Source organism: Lysinibacillus sp. NPDC086135 (assembly GCF_044746345.1).
GTDB lineage: Bacteria > Bacillota > Bacilli > Bacillales_A > Planococcaceae > Lysinibacillus.
The window spans coordinates 1-16,307 of the sequence record NZ_JBIVCA010000021.1 but is presented as its reverse complement, the minus strand read 5'-3'; the positions used below and the strand labels follow the sequence as shown (position 1 = coordinate 16,307).

17 protein-coding genes and 1 riboswitch are annotated in these 16,307 nt (G+C 35.8%); of the genes, 13 read left to right on the top strand and 4 right to left on the bottom strand.

The annotated features are described in order from the left end of the window. Positions 1-34 precede the first annotated feature (34 nt). The 3 genes from ACIPKN_RS21955 (at position 35) to ACIPKN_RS21945 (ending at position 3,595) form a co-directional block, all read left to right on the top strand. Positions 35-1,123, top strand: a complete 1,089-nt coding sequence (locus ACIPKN_RS21955) for a hypothetical protein (RefSeq protein ID WP_400940165.1) — start codon at positions 35-37, stop codon at positions 1,121-1,123. A gap of 45 nt (positions 1,124-1,168) precedes the next feature. Beyond that, on the top strand, positions 1,169-1,816 hold the full coding sequence (gmtX, locus tag ACIPKN_RS21950; protein WP_400940163.1) for a gamma-mobile-trio protein GmtX: 648 nt from the start codon (positions 1,169-1,171) through the stop codon (positions 1,814-1,816). A 351-nt stretch (positions 1,817-2,167) separates the two neighbouring features. After that, positions 2,168-3,595: a serine hydrolase domain-containing protein gene (locus ACIPKN_RS21945; protein ID WP_328200671.1), complete on the top strand. Its 1,428-nt coding sequence runs from the start codon at positions 2,168-2,170 to the stop codon at positions 3,593-3,595. Positions 3,596-4,117: 522 nt separating this feature from the next. On the opposite strand, the gene ACIPKN_RS21940 is transcribed toward ACIPKN_RS21945, so the two are convergent. The 3 genes from ACIPKN_RS21940 to ACIPKN_RS21930 all read right to left on the bottom strand — a co-directional run bounded on the left by ACIPKN_RS21940 (position 4,118) and on the right by ACIPKN_RS21930 (position 7,072). Further along, positions 4,118-4,855 carry a cyclase family protein gene (locus ACIPKN_RS21940; protein WP_400940161.1) on the bottom strand — a complete coding sequence of 246 codons (738 nt, stop codon included), beginning with the start codon at positions 4,853-4,855 and terminating at the stop codon, positions 4,118-4,120. Between the two features lie 99 nt (positions 4,856-4,954). Beyond that, positions 4,955-5,060, bottom strand: a riboswitch (SAM riboswitch). Positions 5,061-5,207: 147 nt separating this feature from the next. Next, entirely contained in the window at positions 5,208-5,618 is a 411-nt protein-coding gene (locus ACIPKN_RS21935; protein ID WP_400940159.1) for a YuzC family spore coat inner layer protein, read from the bottom strand. Positions 5,619-5,887: 269 nt separating this feature from the next. Then, the gene (locus ACIPKN_RS21930) at positions 5,888-7,072 is read right to left on the bottom strand and encodes an MFS transporter (RefSeq protein ID WP_400940156.1); all 1,185 of its coding nucleotides are present in this window, start codon (positions 7,070-7,072) and stop codon (positions 5,888-5,890) included. A 110-nt stretch (positions 7,073-7,182) separates the two neighbouring features. Between ACIPKN_RS21930 and ACIPKN_RS21925 the strand changes: the two genes are divergently transcribed. Continuing rightward, positions 7,183-7,566 carry a winged helix-turn-helix transcriptional regulator gene (locus tag ACIPKN_RS21925; RefSeq protein ID WP_132361292.1) on the top strand — a complete coding sequence of 128 codons (384 nt, stop codon included), beginning with the start codon at positions 7,183-7,185 and terminating at the stop codon, positions 7,564-7,566. An 81-nt stretch (positions 7,567-7,647) separates the two neighbouring features. Here ACIPKN_RS21925 and ACIPKN_RS21920 read toward each other — a convergent pair whose 3' ends face one another. After that, complete coding sequence (locus tag ACIPKN_RS21920) at positions 7,648-8,493, bottom strand: aldo/keto reductase (protein WP_400940153.1); 846 nt, start codon at positions 8,491-8,493, stop codon at positions 7,648-7,650. 114 nt (positions 8,494-8,607) lie between these two features. Here ACIPKN_RS21920 and ACIPKN_RS21915 point away from each other — a divergent pair, with 114 nt between their 5' ends. The 9 genes from ACIPKN_RS21915 to ACIPKN_RS21875 all read left to right on the top strand — a co-directional run bounded on the left by ACIPKN_RS21915 (position 8,608) and on the right by ACIPKN_RS21875 (position 16,149). Next, a complete protein-coding gene (locus tag ACIPKN_RS21915; protein WP_400940151.1) occupies positions 8,608-8,742 on the top strand; it encodes a hypothetical protein in 135 nt (44 codons plus the stop codon). A 32-nt stretch (positions 8,743-8,774) separates the two neighbouring features. Next, positions 8,775-9,221 (top strand): VOC family protein, encoded by a 447-nt coding sequence (locus ACIPKN_RS21910; RefSeq protein WP_400940149.1) that lies wholly within the window; start codon positions 8,775-8,777, stop codon positions 9,219-9,221. Between the two features lie 286 nt (positions 9,222-9,507). After that, complete coding sequence (locus ACIPKN_RS21905) at positions 9,508-10,176, top strand: response regulator transcription factor (protein WP_400940147.1); 669 nt, start codon at positions 9,508-9,510, stop codon at positions 10,174-10,176. Beyond that, a complete protein-coding gene (locus tag ACIPKN_RS21900; RefSeq protein ID WP_400940145.1) occupies positions 10,173-11,525 on the top strand; it encodes a sensor histidine kinase in 1,353 nt (450 codons plus the stop codon). The genes ACIPKN_RS21905 and ACIPKN_RS21900 overlap by 4 nt, the downstream gene beginning before the upstream one ends. Before the next feature lie 583 nt (positions 11,526-12,108). Beyond that, positions 12,109-13,020: an ABC transporter ATP-binding protein gene (locus ACIPKN_RS21895; RefSeq protein WP_400940142.1), complete on the top strand. Its 912-nt coding sequence runs from the start codon at positions 12,109-12,111 to the stop codon at positions 13,018-13,020. Further along, on the top strand, positions 13,017-13,727 hold the full coding sequence (locus tag ACIPKN_RS21890) for an ABC transporter permease (RefSeq protein WP_142508649.1): 711 nt from the start codon (positions 13,017-13,019) through the stop codon (positions 13,725-13,727). Before ACIPKN_RS21895 ends, ACIPKN_RS21890 begins: the two co-directional genes overlap by 4 nt. Then, positions 13,727-14,461: an ABC transporter permease gene (locus ACIPKN_RS21885; RefSeq protein WP_400940138.1), complete on the top strand. Its 735-nt coding sequence runs from the start codon at positions 13,727-13,729 to the stop codon at positions 14,459-14,461. The genes ACIPKN_RS21890 and ACIPKN_RS21885 overlap by 1 nt, the downstream gene beginning before the upstream one ends. Before the next feature lie 78 nt (positions 14,462-14,539). Then, positions 14,540-15,802 carry an erythromycin esterase family protein gene (locus ACIPKN_RS21880; RefSeq protein WP_400940135.1) on the top strand — a complete coding sequence of 421 codons (1,263 nt, stop codon included), beginning with the start codon at positions 14,540-14,542 and terminating at the stop codon, positions 15,800-15,802. A gap of 188 nt (positions 15,803-15,990) precedes the next feature. Next, complete coding sequence (locus tag ACIPKN_RS21875; RefSeq protein WP_082172635.1) at positions 15,991-16,149, top strand: DUF1540 domain-containing protein; 159 nt, start codon at positions 15,991-15,993, stop codon at positions 16,147-16,149. Positions 16,150-16,307 lie beyond the last annotated feature (158 nt).

Genomic DNA, 16,307 nt, shown 5'->3' with positions numbered 1-16,307 from the left:
TATAACTGCCTATGCTCTTGAAGGTGGCGTTCCAATGCCTATTCTTTCAAAGGCTATTGCAGGTCATGCAAGACTCATTATGACGCTTTACTATACAAAAGCAGGTATTTCATACGTTACAGATACAATGAATCAGGCTGAAAAGAGCATTCTTGAAAATGATAAACAAGCAGTTGATAGATTTATTAGAGATGCAAAGTATAAACAGTTAGAAACAAGTGTAGCTGCTAATGATCCAATAGCATATCAGGCAGTAATCAACGCTCAAAAATCAGGTGCAAGTTTTATTATAAGTGATAAAGGAATTTGTCCTAAAGGCTGTTTTGGATGTGATTCAGGTGGTACATATGTTAACGATGATACGGATAAAGTCACTTATGGTGTTGTTCCGGGTTTTCCAGAGCAAAACTGTGTCAGATGTAGATGGTTCGTAACTAGTCCTGCTTTTCTTCCTGGCTTAGTGCATCATTTTAATACCATAGGCTACAATATGAGCGAAACAGGAAAACGAGTGAATAAACATCAGCGTGATATAGAACTTTTAGAAAATGAAAAATATGAATGTGAACTTAATGGAACCCTATTTACAAAACATCAAGAATTGCTTAAATATGAGCAATTCTATGCACAGGAGATACAGAAGAACGATAAGCTAGCAAACGATTATAATGCCACTCTTCGTCTTATTGATAAGTGTATGAAGTTAATCAAAGAAAAATCATCTGAGAATGGATTTCAGCTTGTTACCGTCGGTTCTATATCGGATGTTGGGATTTCTATTAATAACGTTGAAAATGAACTTGAACAGCTTCAAATCATCTGTAATGGGGCGGAACTGTTTCCTGAAACAGATGCAAGCAAGGTAGTTTTGCAAAGATCTCAAATCATAGATTTAACATTAAAAAATAACAATAAAATGCCCGTTATGTTCTCATTAACAGAAGAAGAACAGCTCATTGCAGGAAATCAATTTATGAGGCTTTTGATTAATCGTGCAGGTAGTTTAAAAGATGCTATTCCTTATGCAATCGGGCGGAAGAAACTTGAAGAAATCGGGTTTGAGAATGAGTTTGTTGATGAACTTAAATCTGTGACTTTAAACAGTAATTTATTACCAATATAGATAGTTCTACTATTGATTAAGAATAATCTAAGCATTGGAGGATATATGATGGAAATGCAACCAGATGAACTGTTCTCAAAGCTTTACGAGAACGCTTCTACAAGGAAAAAGAAAACATTAGAACTCATACATAACGCCTGTAAAAAACAGTCCGAGTTTGACATAAAAGATTTTTCTATTGGCACTATAGCTAGACTGATAGCAGATGATGGCGGTCCAAGTGAACAGGCACTTAGAAACAAAAATGCCGAGGATTACAGAGTTTTGATAAGCCAGTGGGCTGAATACTATAAAACTACCACTAAAAAGCCTAAAAAAGAAAAGAGAACAACCGTAAACGATGATATCTTAGCAAGTATCTCCGAACCAACAACAAAGGCATTGGTTGGTATGCTTATGGCAGAGAATAAAAAGCTCAAAAGAGAAAACTCTTTGCTTAAAGAACAAACAACCTTTACGATTGATATGCGTCCTATAAACGATCTAAGCAAAAATAAGGATGTCGTTATAGTCGAGCCTTCTTATAATCTGACAGATACCGAAATAGATGCTCTTAGAAATGCCATATCAAACGAATTTATGAGCCATCAGGGATGGACTACCGATAATTATGGCAGAGTTAAAGAAGACGGGATTCAGATATATAAGGCTGGATATGTAACTGCCATACAAAAAATTCTTAATGGAATATAAAAGTAGCTTTAAAATAAAGTTTGAACAAAAACACCTCGTAAATCCTTACACTAAGATTAATAAGAAGCATCATTTTGAAAAAAGATTAATCAAAATGGATGCTTCTTTAGCATTTTTTAGTTTGCCTATTATAAAAAAGTTTGATCATTTTCTACAGCGGTACTTCATAATCGCGCCCGATTGTTGAAGATCGTTTTTCTTATTGAACTAACGCTCTATTCGTTAAGTGTAACTCTTCACAATTACTTGATATTATATAGGTGAATAGAAAGATAAATTAAAATTAGTTTAGTAGTTGTAAAAGTAGGTTATTTATATTATTCTCTTATAATTTTTCGAAAAGGAGAGTTTATGAAAAAGATTATTGTTTTTGTATTAACGATATTTATATTATTCTCAGGATTCGCAACACAAAGTTATGCGTTGTCAGATTCGAAATCTGCGGCAATACAAGCGTTGCTAGATGATGCCTCTCGTATATCAGGTGTGCCGGGAATGTCAATCTCAATACTTGCTGATGATGAAGTGTTCTACTTTTCTTCAGGGTATGCAGACCGTGAAAAGGGGTTGTCTGCAAGTGAAAATACACTCTATGAGTTAGCTTCGGTCAGTAAAGCTTTTACCGGTATGGGTATTATGCTGTTGGAAGAACAAGGGCTGCTCTCAATGACTGACCCTGTCCAAAAATATTTACCTTGGTTTACGTTAAAGTATCAAGGGAAACCTGTTGATATGCAAAGCCTTACACTAAATAACTTTCTTCACCATACCAGTGGTCTAACAAATATTAGGCATACTCAAAATATTCCACAAGGCAATACACCGGATATGTTGCAAAAGACTGTGGAAATGCTCGTAGATGCTGAATTGGCGTTCCCTCCCGGTGAACAGTATAACTATGGAACCGTTAATTATGACGTATTGGGTTTGGTTATTGAGATTGTGTCGCGACAAAGCTATGAAGACTTTATGAGGGAACAGGTATTTCAGCCGTTAGGTCTTCACCAGACGTATGCTTATAAAGAAGATGCTCAAGCCACTGGACAGTTGGCACAGGGCTACCGTACTTCCTTTTTTATGACAACTCCATTTAAAGCTCCGGATTATGCGGGGAATAAACCCGCAGGCTACATCATTTCTAATACAAAAGATATGGCGCGTTGGATGGGTATACAGATGGGTATTGTGCAGGACATACCCGAAATATTTCACACGGTTATCGAAAAATCACATAGGGGTGATATGTCTGTTTCGGCTGTCAACGATATGCATTATGCGGCAGGCTGGTCGGTAAACGCCGACCAAACGATTATAGAACACACTGGGGGCAATCCAAATTTCAGAACCGAAGTAGCCATACTGCTAAATGAACGAACAGCCGTCTGCTTGCTGAGCAACGGTGCAAATACCAATATAAACCTGGTACTAAAAGTTAAAGATATATTAGACGGCAATCTAACTCAGTCATATGAAATAAGCGGCACACAGCTTTTGGATATCACTTTGTCGTCTATCACAATTATTCTTTGCCTATTGGCCGTTTTGTTATTTCTCTTAGGATTACGCAGAAGGAAAACGAATGAGCGGCAGCCAATGACAAAAAAGAGAATAATCGTAACAATTATTTTCCTGATCGCTACGATTGCCCTGGGTATACTGTGCTGTGCTTTAGATTGGTCAACGATACTTATTTGGCGAACATATAGTGTTCTTACAGCTTTGATTTCGTCAGCATTATTAACAGCAAGCATTACATGGTTTGTATACACTCACCGATAAAATACATTGCTCCCAAGATAAGCAAAATGTTAAGTAATTAAATTTCAATTTATCGGTATGCTTAATTTGAAAAACATAAGACACTTCGGTGTCTTTTTTAATATCATCGACAATTTTCCCAGCCAAACCTAATTACTATTACTTCCACTAACTTGTTCGTTCGGAATAAGGATTTTTAAACAACTATATTATTTTTTAAATGACTTTATTGTAAATTAAACAACAATATTATTTTTGCACAAGCGTCGTTAGGTAACATTTCTTAAAAAGACTGTTATTCAACAATCTGGCCCGATTGTGGAATAAGAAAATTATCTATCTTTATTAAAAGACCACAATAAAAAATACATCCATTATCTCAATAAAGATTTAATGGATGTATTTTTATATACAAATAAAAGTTTGATTATAAAGTTTTATTATATATAATCAAACTCAAATCCTCTAAATATAAGGTCTAGTTTTATTTTATTATACTATTTACCCTATATTAAGCGTACTTGAATCAGACCTTTTGCTATATTACGGTAATATTGCAAATGAACGGACAGGGAATCCAGATGCTTTTTCAGGCTTTGGCACGATATTGAATATAGCAGCGCCTTTTGGAGGTAGCTTATCTAAATTTTTCATAAGCTCAATTTGGTAAGTATCTTGCTCTAGCACAAAATATTCGCCGTCTAATTTTCCATTTCTACGGAAATCTGCTGCTGAATCCGTGTCAAAAGTTTCGTGGCCAATAGCACTTACTTGTCGTTCGTTGAATAAAAATTGTAACGCTTCTAATCCCCAGCCAGGAATATGATTATTGCCATCAGCGTCTTTGTTGCTGAAAGATTCTTTATCTGGCCAACGTTTACTCCAATCGGTACGGAACGCAACAAAGGTACCTGCTTCAATTTCCCCATTTTCAGCTTCAAAGTCAAGAATATCTTGAACACTTAACGTGTAGTCGTTATTTACGTCGGCTTCCTTCGATTTATCAATAACGATTAGTGGTAGTACTAGTTCTTTTAGCTCCAATTCATCTAGATAGCGTGTATCTCGCACAAAATGGATAGGTGGGTCGATATGTGTTCCGTATTGCCCTGGGAAAGTGAATTGCTGTGCAAAGAAACCATCATCATGTGAAAATAATGTTTCAAATTTAGCATCATCAAACATAAAGAAATGTGGAGAATTTGGACCAAATGTATGCGTTAAGTCTACCCATTTTTTTGATTTCAATAGTTGAATTGCTTGTAAAAGTTCGTTTGCCATACTATTTCCCTGCTTTCTTTTAATTTTTTTGAATGCAACAATAAAAAAAGAGTCCTCCTTGAAGAAGAGGACTCTCGTGCAAAGCAACTGAAGTAAGTCTTCTCATCTTTCAAGGCAGAATTTTGCCAATTGGAATTAGCACCATACCTATAGGCTGGTTGCTGAGACTTCATAGGGCCAATCCCTCCGTCTCTCTTGATAAGAAAATGCGATATAAGAATTTTCAGAAATAATGTTTACAAACACTTTAGCATATTTTTTTATAGTTTACAAGTTTGATGGGGATACAAGGTTAAAATTCATAATGATGCTAAAGGTAAAAGAAAGAGGCCCTCTTCAAAGGGCCAACTCTTCACCAACCTAAAATTAGTGTTAGCTTACAACAGCTACTTTCAGTAAATGTTATACGAAATCCATCTGGTGTATAGGTAGTTTCGAATTTTACAGTAATGCCTGTTGAGGAAATTAACTTTTCAACTTCGGTTTTATTTGATTGTTGTGCTGCGTTCATAAGATCATGTGCAAATTGCTCGGATTCATCAATTTTATCCGTAAGTAACTGTGCTTGCTGCATAATAACCTTGATCCGATTCGCGGAAGTCTTTAATTTATTTGTATTGACGATTGGAAATGGACTTCTATTCATTGGGGTTGTCGGCATTGCTAGATGGCTGGAAGGGTGTTGAATTGTTGGTTGATTTGCCATTACCCATGCCGGATAATAATTAGGATAGACAAAATACGGATAAGGATTGTAATACAACTAAATTCCTCCTATCCTATAGCTGATACAGTATCTTATGTGCAATATAGACTTTCGGTGTTAACAGCTGATGCTTTGAAAATCATGAGCAAAATGGGCTCGAGTGGAATGAAAAAGAGTATATATCAGGTTCTTTTGGGACTCAGTTCTCGGCATTAGAATTTTTTAAGGCCTATTTTGACGATAATTTCCTTAAAATGGGATAAAAACAAGAAGGAAGCCTTATGTATGGTTAAGGCTTCCTTTCATTAATGTTATTCTAGAGAAATCTATTGTTTATTTCTATCGAAGTGTAACGATAGGAAGGTAGTAACTGCGGCAATCATCACCATACCGAATCCATATATAGGAGTATGAGCTAATGATTGGTGGCTAACAATAATTCCTCCAATGTATGATCCTAGAAAAATACCAATGTTAAAGGCCGAAATATTTAATGCTGAAGCCATTGAAATAGCTGATGGTGTATATTTTTCTGAAAGCTGAACGGCATAAAGCTGTAATCCTGGTACATTCATAAACATAAATAGCCCCATCATAAAGACCATTATTAATCCTATGATTGATGATTCTAAAAAGAAGTTGATGCCGAGTAGTGCTAATGCTAATCCTATAAAGATAATAAAGATAGAGCGTAAAGGGTTACTATTCGCAAAATGACCACCTAATGTATTTCCGATGGCAACAAAAATACCGTATACAACTAAGATCACGACAATTGCCTTTGGTGAGTAGCCCATATACTGCTCTAAAATAGGAGAAACATAGGTGTATACGACGAATGCGCCACCATACCCAATTGCAGTAATAAAGAGGATTAATAACATTCGAATATTCCCTAATACTTTACCAATATCTCGAATGGATATTGGATTACCTTTCGATAAGTGACTTGGCACAAGCAAGGCATTACTAATTAATCCAATAATACCTATGATAACTATGAAAATAAACGACATCCGCCAATCAGTTACTTGTCCAATAAAAGTTCCTAGTGGGACACCAGTCACAGTTGCTAATGTTAGTCCTGTAAACATAAAAGCTATTGCACTTGCTCGTTTATTTGGTGCCACAACATCTGCAGCTATCACAGAGGCAATGGACATAAACACACCATGTGCCAATGCCGAAATAACACGCCCAGTTAGTAGTAATGAGAATGAGGGTGCTAAGGCTGCAAGTAAATTACCGATAATAAACAGCACCATAACGAGCAGTAACACTTTTTTGCGACTAAGGCGCGATGTTAATGCTGTTAAAAGCGGTGCACCAATAGTTACACCTAGTGCATATATGGATACGGTTAAACCTGCAGTACTTAATGTTATAGTAAAATCTTTTGTAATTAATGGTAGCAGTCCGATGCTTATAAATTCTGTAGAGCCGATACCAAATGCACTGATTGCAAGTGCGAGTAATGTGAATTTAGCATTTGGCGCTTTTGTATCATTCATTCTATTAATATCTCCTTTGATTTTTTGTATAGTGTATAGTAATATTCATGCATGCTAGAAAGTTACGTAGGGTACTTTTAGTTACTTTTGAATATAACAGGGGGTTTACAATGAAAAAAGTTTATAATATTGGTGTCGAAGCCACTCTTGAAGTAATTGGGGGTAAATGGAAACCTATTATTCTTTGTCATCTTAACCACCATGGTCAGATTCGTACGAATGAATTTCGCCGATTGATTCCAGGCATTTCTCAAAAAATGCTAACAAGCCAATTACGTGAATTAGAGCAGTCTGGATTAATTAATCGTAAGGTTTTCAATCAAGTACCGCCAAAAGTTGAATATTCGTTAACACCTTATGGTCAAGAGATGGACCCTGTGCTGAACATTCTTTGCACTTGGGGTGAAAAACATATCGAAATGCTACAAGATAAAGGTGAAGATGTACTGTTAATGCAACGTGACGAAGATATCGCAATAAAGCATACATCTTAAATAGATAGGAAAGAGACTGTCTAAAAAGTTTTCTATACTAAGAAAATAAGACAGTCTCTTTCACGTTTACATAGCTATCGTTTACATGACAAAATCAAAATTAACTGGGTTTGGTCCAACACGTTGATCTAGATTCATGGCGTTAATGATCGCCATCTCTTCATTAGTTAGTGTGAAATCAAAAATATTAGCGTTTTGAATCATACGTTCTTTGCGCACAGATTTTGGAATTGTGACGATACCATTTTGAATATCCCAGCGCAAAATAACTTGAGGATTTGATTTCCCGTATTTTTCTGCTATTTTTGAAATAGTTTCATTAGCAAGAAGTCCACCTTGCATTAATGGGGCCCAAGCTTCCAGTTGTATATTGTGCTCTTCACAGAATGAACGTAGCTCAGTTTGTTGTAATCGTGGATGAAGTTCCACTTGGTTAATAACGGGTTTGATACGAGCTGTTTTCAGAAGATCTTGTAAGTGTGATACATGGAAATTACATACCCCAATAGCTTTTATTTTCCCTTGCCCGTATAAATCTTCGAGTGCTCTCCAAGCTTCTGCAAATTTATTTTTACCTGGCCAATGAATAAGATAAAGGTCTAAATAATCTAGCCCTAATTTTTCTAAGCTATCCTCGTAAGCTGCAATTGTCTCTTCATAGCTCAGGCCATCGTTCCAGACTTTAGATGTAATAAATAAATCTTCACGTTGTAAACCAGTAGATGCTAGCGCCTGTCTAATACCTTCACCAACCCCGGCTTCATTGCCATAAATAGCGGCAGTATCGATACTACGGTAACCGACCTCGATAGCATTTTTCACCATTTCTGCTGTAGCTTCATTTTCTACTTTAAATACGCCTAAACCCATTCCTGGCATTTGTAAGCCATTATTTAATGTGATTGTATCTTGTAAATGATTTATCATTTTTTTGTCCTCCGATTTTTGTTAATGCTTTGGTTGCTTTCTTATTATGCTTTCATGCCAGAGCAAAAAAAAGTACGCACTTTTTGGTTTCATAGAAACGTGGAGGTAACTTTTGTGGAATATCAATGGTTCGCTGTAAGAAATTTTTTTATTAGTTCAAGTGGTTCAGCCTCTACGTTCGTTACAAATAATGGTATATTAGCGAATATACAGTTTGTGGAAGGGGATTCAATGCTTGAAATAGAATAAGTAATTGATACTTTTAAAAAGGAGAGAGTGGGATGAATCGTTTAAATTTACTTACATTGGGTGTAAAAGATATGGTTGAGTCTCTTAAATTTTATCGAGAGGGTCTGGGGTTTGAAGTGATGGTTTATGGTGAGGAAACAAACCCGGATGTTATTTTCTTTAATAATGGGGGGACAAAAATCTCACTATTTCCGATGGATCGTTTAGTAAAAGATATTAACGAAGCAAATCCACCTACGATAGGAGATGGCTTTAACGGAATTACACTCGCTTATAATGGAAAATCTAAAGATGAGGTAGATCAAGTATTTGATATAGCTAAAAAGGCAGGAGCTAAAATCGTCAAGGAGCCAGAAACTGTATTCTGGGGTGGCTATAGTGGCTATTTCCAAGATCCCAATGGCTACTATTGGGAAGTTGCCTATGGAGACATGTGGCAGTTTGATGATAATGATATGTTGATTATTACTAATAATTAAAGATATAGACGTATTTGGGGAATCCAAATACGTTTTTTAATATTAGCTTGTTTTATCCAAGGCATAATTGATTATCGCGCAACTTTTTAGTTTTATCATCTAACTTTTAAAATTTATCACTCAACTTTTCAATTTTATCGACATACCTAACCCTAGATAGGATGTTCGAGCATTTATAAAATGAATCTCTCACTTTACATACAACGATTGAGTACAAATCTATGAAGTCGTATAATACAGAATAACATTTATTTCTAAAATCTAGCTTAGATTGGGAGGACTACCATTGTATCGCATATTGTACATAGAAGACGAAAAAGAGATTGGTCAATGGGTTACAAAGGATTTAACAGAAAGAGGATATGAGGTTACATGGCTTGAATCTGGTGAAGAGGTCGATCAGCACATTGCCTCTAAGGATATTGCTATATTGGATGTAATGCTACCAGGCTTAGATGGCTTTTCGATTGGCAAAAGAATTAAGCGAGAAAATAAAGAAATCCCGATTTTAATGCTGTCAGCACGAACTGCTGTAGAGGATAAAATAGAGGGACTTAACTTCGCAGATGATTATTTGACAAAGCCATTTCACCCAGATGAACTTATAGCTCGTGTTGAGGTTTTACTAAGAAGATATCAAAAGAATGATGATGTGCTAGATCTTCAGCATCTAAAAGTCTATACGAAAGATATGCGGATTATCAATAAGCAGACCGATGAAGAAATTCAATTAACAGGTAAGCAGTTCTATTTATTACAATATTTTATTCGCCACTTAAATCAAATTTTAACGAAGGAACAGCTTTATGAAGGTGTTTGGGGAGAAAGCTACATAGAAGGCGATAAAACATTAATGGTACATATTCGATACTTAAGAGAAAAAATAGAAATTAATCCAGCCAAACCGACGATTATCGAAACCATTCGAGGTATTGGATATAGGGTGAAGCTATGAAATTTTTTCGATCATTATTAGCTAAGTATATGTTAATTATTTTTTTAGCCATCTCTATTGTTCAATTATCATACTTTGCTATTGCCGCTTTTATGTTTGGAATAGGAAAAACTGATTTTTCAAGTGAAGTTCTCAGAGAAAGCGAAGTAGAGGAAAAATGGCTTGTAGAAGCTAAGAATATAAAAAATGTCACAGAGGAAACCATTGCTCAACATTTTAAAAATTGGGAGGATCAGTACCCTAAGTCATCCATGTTCTGGGTAAGTGAGGACGGTACATTACTTACAACATTGAATGCGACAGAGCAACTACCATTAAAATGGACGCCAGCATTTACGACAAAATTTATAAAAGATCATTATGGGGAAGATCCGTTTACAGTTATAGCTTTTTTAGGACAGGACGAATCAAATGGGTTTATCGTCGTTGAGATTCCTAGAGAGGTTTTTAATCCACCTCTTAGAAATGTTTATGAACAGTATGGGAACCTTTTGATTGTTGGCGTTATTGTGATTATTTTATTTTTCATTGCTATATCTTTTTTATTCTTCAGAGGGATTCGAAAACGACTATTGCGCCTTCAGGAAGCGATGGAAATTCGTGATGTAGACGGCTTACCTATTGCAACAAAGGTCAAGAAGAAGGACGAAATTGGTCAGCTTGAACAAAGTTTTAATCGCATGGTATGTGAGCTTAGGGAAAGTAAGAATCGTGAACAGAAGGAAGAACAGCTAAGACGTGAATTGATTGCTAATTTATCACATGATTTACGAACACCATTAACGAAAATACGGGCACAATCATATTCAGTTAGTAAAGAGGTAATATCAGAGGATGGAAAGCAAGCGATTAAGGCAATGGAAACATCGATTGTTAATATCGACGCTTTAATAGAAAATTTAATGTCTTATACATTGCTGACGGCTAGTAAATATAAATTTGAGGCGAAAGAAATCAACGTTATACGTTTTGTGCGTGAGCAAATGACTACATGGTATCCAGTGTTTGAAAAGGAAGGTTTTGAAATCAATATTGAGCTACAGCCATTTGAGAAAAATGAATGGCAAATTGACCCGATTTGGCTTGGACGTATATTTGATAATTTATTTCAAAATATATTACGTCATGCGAGCAGCGGGAAATATATTGGCGTCCAAACCGAATCAACGGAGCGCTATGATGCATTTATTATAAAGGATCACGGAAATGGAATGAAAAATGAATCCAATGCGAAAGGTGCCGGTATCGGCTTATCGATTGTTGATATTATGGTGAAGGGCATGGATTTAGATTGGGATATCGAGTCTAGCGAATCCGGCACAAAGATTAAAATTAAACGCTACAAATAGAATGATTCGTGAAGCATGTTGCTTCATTTTTTGTACTTAGAGTGATTGTCCAAATAGTATTCCAGCAAATTTTGTGGCGTGCTATTTTTTGATTCATAATCGACACAGAATCCGTGGGAAAGCAGAACGGAGTAGTACTTTAAAGTAAGGGATTGGAATTGCTTTCATAAGATATCTTCTTTTTTGTTAAAACGTACGTTATGTAAATAAGTTGATTGGAGTGAAGACTGGGCGACTCCTCGGGGATCAGCGATAGAAGAACGAAGGCTAAGAGCATCACATCCTGTGATAACGCCTTCGTGACCAACCTCGTGTTGGCCCAAGCGGCTCATCGGGCGCCCCCAGGAAGCTCTGCTCTGCGCGAAAGCGAAGCGTCAGCGGCAAATGTTTTCTGTAGCGAAAGCAAAGCGTCAGCTACAAATGTTTTTTCTGTGCGAAAGCGAAGCGGCAGCAACAAAGCGGCCAGCCGGAACGGAAATCAACCTCACGTTATGGTAAATAGCCTTTTTTTAAACAAAATTTAAACTTGGGCCTTACCTGTTTTTAACCTTCATTTCTTATGATAAGTACAGAGGTGAGGACAATGGAATATATCGTACAAACAGAAAACTTATCAAAAAGCTTTGCTAAAGAGCAAGCTGTATCAAATATAAATTTAAAAATACGTAAAGGTGAAATATATGGATTTTTAGGACCTAATGGAGCGGGAAAAACTACGACGATTCGTATGCTTCTTGGTCTAATGAAGCCATCTTCTGGGACAATCAAAATCTTCCAAAAAGATTTAAAGAAAGAACGAATTAATATTTTAGCAAAGGTTGGTTCATTAGTAGAGAACCCTTCCTATTATCCACATTTAACGGCCTATGAAAATTTAGAAGCATTAAGAAAAATTTTAGGTGTACCGAAGTCACGCATCAATGAAGTATTAGAAATTGTTCGTTTGAAGGATGCTGCAAATAAAAAAGTAAAAGGCTTTTCTCTTGGGATGAAGCAACGTTTAGGTATTGCTGCATCATTGTTACATAATCCTGAAATACTTATTTTAGATGAACCAACGAATGGACTTGATCCATCTGGTATTATCGAAATTCGTAATTTGATTAAACGACTTCCTAAAGAATATGGAATGACAATTATTATTTCGAGCCATCTATTATCTGAAATAGATCAAATGGCAACGCAAGTGGGCATTGTGACAAAGGGGAAAATGATTTTCCAAGATTCAATTGAAGCAATGCGTAGATTTGCTCAGCCAAAGGTAGTAATTAAAGTGAGCGATAGTGAAAAGGGCTGGCGTTCACTAGTTGCCAATGGTATTAAAGCAGAACATAAGGATGACCTCATTTTATTCGATGAATGCTCAGATGAAAAAGTAGCACATATTGTACAAATCCTTGTACAAGAAGGTATTTCGGTTTATCGAGTAGAGGAAGAGAAACGATCTTTAGAGGAGATTTTCCTTCAAATGACAACAGGAGAGCAAGCGCTATGATAGGAAAACTATTAACTTCTGACTTTTTGAAAATTAAACGCAAAGGATTATGGTTTTTAACAGCTTTAGGACCAATCGGTGTTGTTGCCCTACAAATGGTGAATTACGGTATAAGGAAGGACTATTTGTTAGAGCAAAGCGAGGACGATTGGGGCTACTACTTATTAAATGTTCATGCATTTACCCCACTTGCTATCGTTTTAGGGATTGCTATTTTAACTTCATTTATAGCGAGCATTGAAAATGAAACCAATGCGTGGAAGCAACTAATTGCACTGCCTGTGTCTAAATTAACAGTGTATTTATCAAAATTCACTGTTCTAGCAATTTTATTGTTTATGTCTTCTACGATTTTAATGCTATTGTCAATGGCTTATGGCGTGTTTTTAGATTTAGGTGACAGCATACCATATGCGGAAATTGCTAAATTTGCTTACTATCCATATTTTGCTTCATTGCCAATATTGGCACTTCAACTTTGGATTGCAAGTGTTTGTCATAATCAGGGGATCCCAATTACAGTAGGCATTTTCGGCGTGATTTTTGCGTATTCCTCCTTTGTATTACCTGATTGGATGATTTGGAAATGGCCATCTTTAATGAATCAATGGGATGAGCCCGTTATTAATGTCATGCTTGGAGTAGGCATTGGTATTTTACTGTATATTATCGGAATGATAGATTTTGCTAGAAGGGATGTAAAGTAATGGGGTCTATACTGAGCGCTGAATGGTTTAAATTACGCAAATCCAACATGGTGCCATTAATTTTTGCGGGGCCTATAATCGGACTTTTTATCGGATTAACATCAAATTTTAATGATATGTCAAATTCTGGGGTTAACGAATGGTATAGCTCATTAATTTCTATGAATTTATTGTATGCATTATTATTTCTACCTTTAATTTCAGGAGTATTTGCGAGTCTTATTTGTAGATATGAACATCAATCTGGTGGCTGGAAACAACTTTTAGCACTACCTGTGACAAGAGGGAAAGTGTTTGTTGCAAAGTATGTATTAATTATGCTTCTTGTGATGGCGATGCAAATACTATATTTATGTTCTATATATGTAGTTGGTATTATGAAAGGCTACTCAGATCCTTTCCCAATGGAAATTGTGTGGAAAAGTATTCTTGGCGGATGGCTAGCGACAATGCCATTAGTAGCGTTACAGCTATGGACGTCCATCATGTTTAAAAGTTTTGCTGCTCCATTTGCAGTAAACGTAACTTTTACTTTACCGTCTATATTAGCAGTCAATTCTGCACGTTTTGGACCTTACTATCCATGGGGACAGCCGTTCTTGATGATGAATGTAGGTGGCAATACAGGTGATGTATTCTTCGTGCCTTGGGATCAATTATTAACAGTTGTGGGAGGAGGATTCGTACTGTTTTTCCTTGGAGGATATTTATATTTCCAACGAAAAGCTGTATAAAGTGAAATGGGGATTTACTTCATCCACACTGATTATTAGTCTTCACCATTCAGGTAACTTTTAAGGAGATATTTATAAATGGTATTTGTTAAAAAGAGTTTTTTATTAATTTCAGCATTATTTCTTTTGGTATCTCTAGCGGGCTGTGGAAAGGGAGAAGCCATTAAGGATGCTGCAAAATATACATCAGCGATTGAAGATATCGATATTCCAAATGACGTGAAAGTAATAGGTTTTGGAGAAGCAACACATGGAAATGTTGAATTCCAAACATTAAAGAAGGCTGTATTTCAGGCTCTTATTAAAAATAAAAATGTTCACGTTTTTGTATTAGAAGGTGACTTTGGTGGTGCTCAGCAAATTAATCAATTTATTTTAAATGGTACTGGCACAGCTGAGGAAGCCGTAAAAGCGTTGGATTATGGTATTTATAAAACGGAGCAAATGATCGAGTTTGTTCAGTGGATGCATGATTATAACATGACAGCCGATGAGAAGGATAAAATTTATTTTTACGGAAACGATATGCAACGCTATGATGATAGTCAAAAAGGGTTATTAAACTATTACGAAGTGGTTAATAGTGAAGGTGCTAAGAAATATAAGGCACAGTTAAAAGATATGACGAATAAAACAATGAGAGATTTATCAACTAGTCAGCTAGAGGAGCTCGACAAAAATATTGATGCAATCATAAAAGATTTACAATCTAATAAAGATTCTTATGAAAAGCAATCATCGAAAGAAGCTTATTTATTTGCTGCTCAATATGCACAAATCATCAAGCAACGCACGCAATTATTTTTAAATGACAGCAATTATATGAGTCTTCGTGATGAGTATTTAGCGAAAAACTTACAATGGATCGTTGATTTTGAAGCGGCTCAAGGTCATGATAAAGTACTAATGTCTGCTCATAATGGGCATATAGAGAAAACTTCAGCGAATACGGCAGGATACAAATCTATGGGTCAACATTTAGACGAAGTGTATAAAGATGCGTACTTTGCTATTGGAACTGACTTTGTAAACAATACGTTTCAGGCACAAAATGGGTCTGGCGAAAGAAAAGATTATACAATTGAGCATCATAATGCATTAATAGATGCTTTCAGCGAAGTGAAGGAAAATATATTCTACGTAGACTTTAAAAAAGCTAATGAATCTCAGGATTTAGCTGACATCTTAGCAAAAAAACAAAGAATGGGTAATATCGGAGATGACTTTAGCTTTTGGTACAAGTTCACACAGATGCTTTATACAATTAAAATGACACCAACTGAGGCATATGATGGCATTATAATTGTTCAAGAGGCAACGCCAACAAAGGTTATTGAATAACGTGCGAAAAAAATGCTATTACCTATCTGAAGGCAATAGCATTTTTTATAATCATGGAGCTTAAATTTCTTTACCAGGAGCCAATAAACATTCATATAAGATGCATACCTCTGTTTCATTACACCATCTAAATAAGTATTGAATACCTCGATTTTGTTAATGATAAAAAAAGAGGAGGTGTGGAAACGATGGCACAAGAAATTCTTTGTGAAGTCAATAACTGTACATTTTGGAACTCTGGAAACAGATGTGGTGCAGAAAAAATCTATGTTGTAAGTCAAAAGGGACAACAGGCATCTAATAGTGAAGAAACAGATTGTAAGACATTTAATCCTGAAACGCATTAAATCTAAAGAGGCTGGGACAAAACCCCTCCCTAAACTAAAAAGCCGGTGAAATTTTACGATCAGTAAAATTTCACCGGCTTTGAATTTTTGTCATAAAAAATAAGGACCACTTCTGATAAAATTAAGTCACCATAACAAAATTATACTGAAAGAAGGGT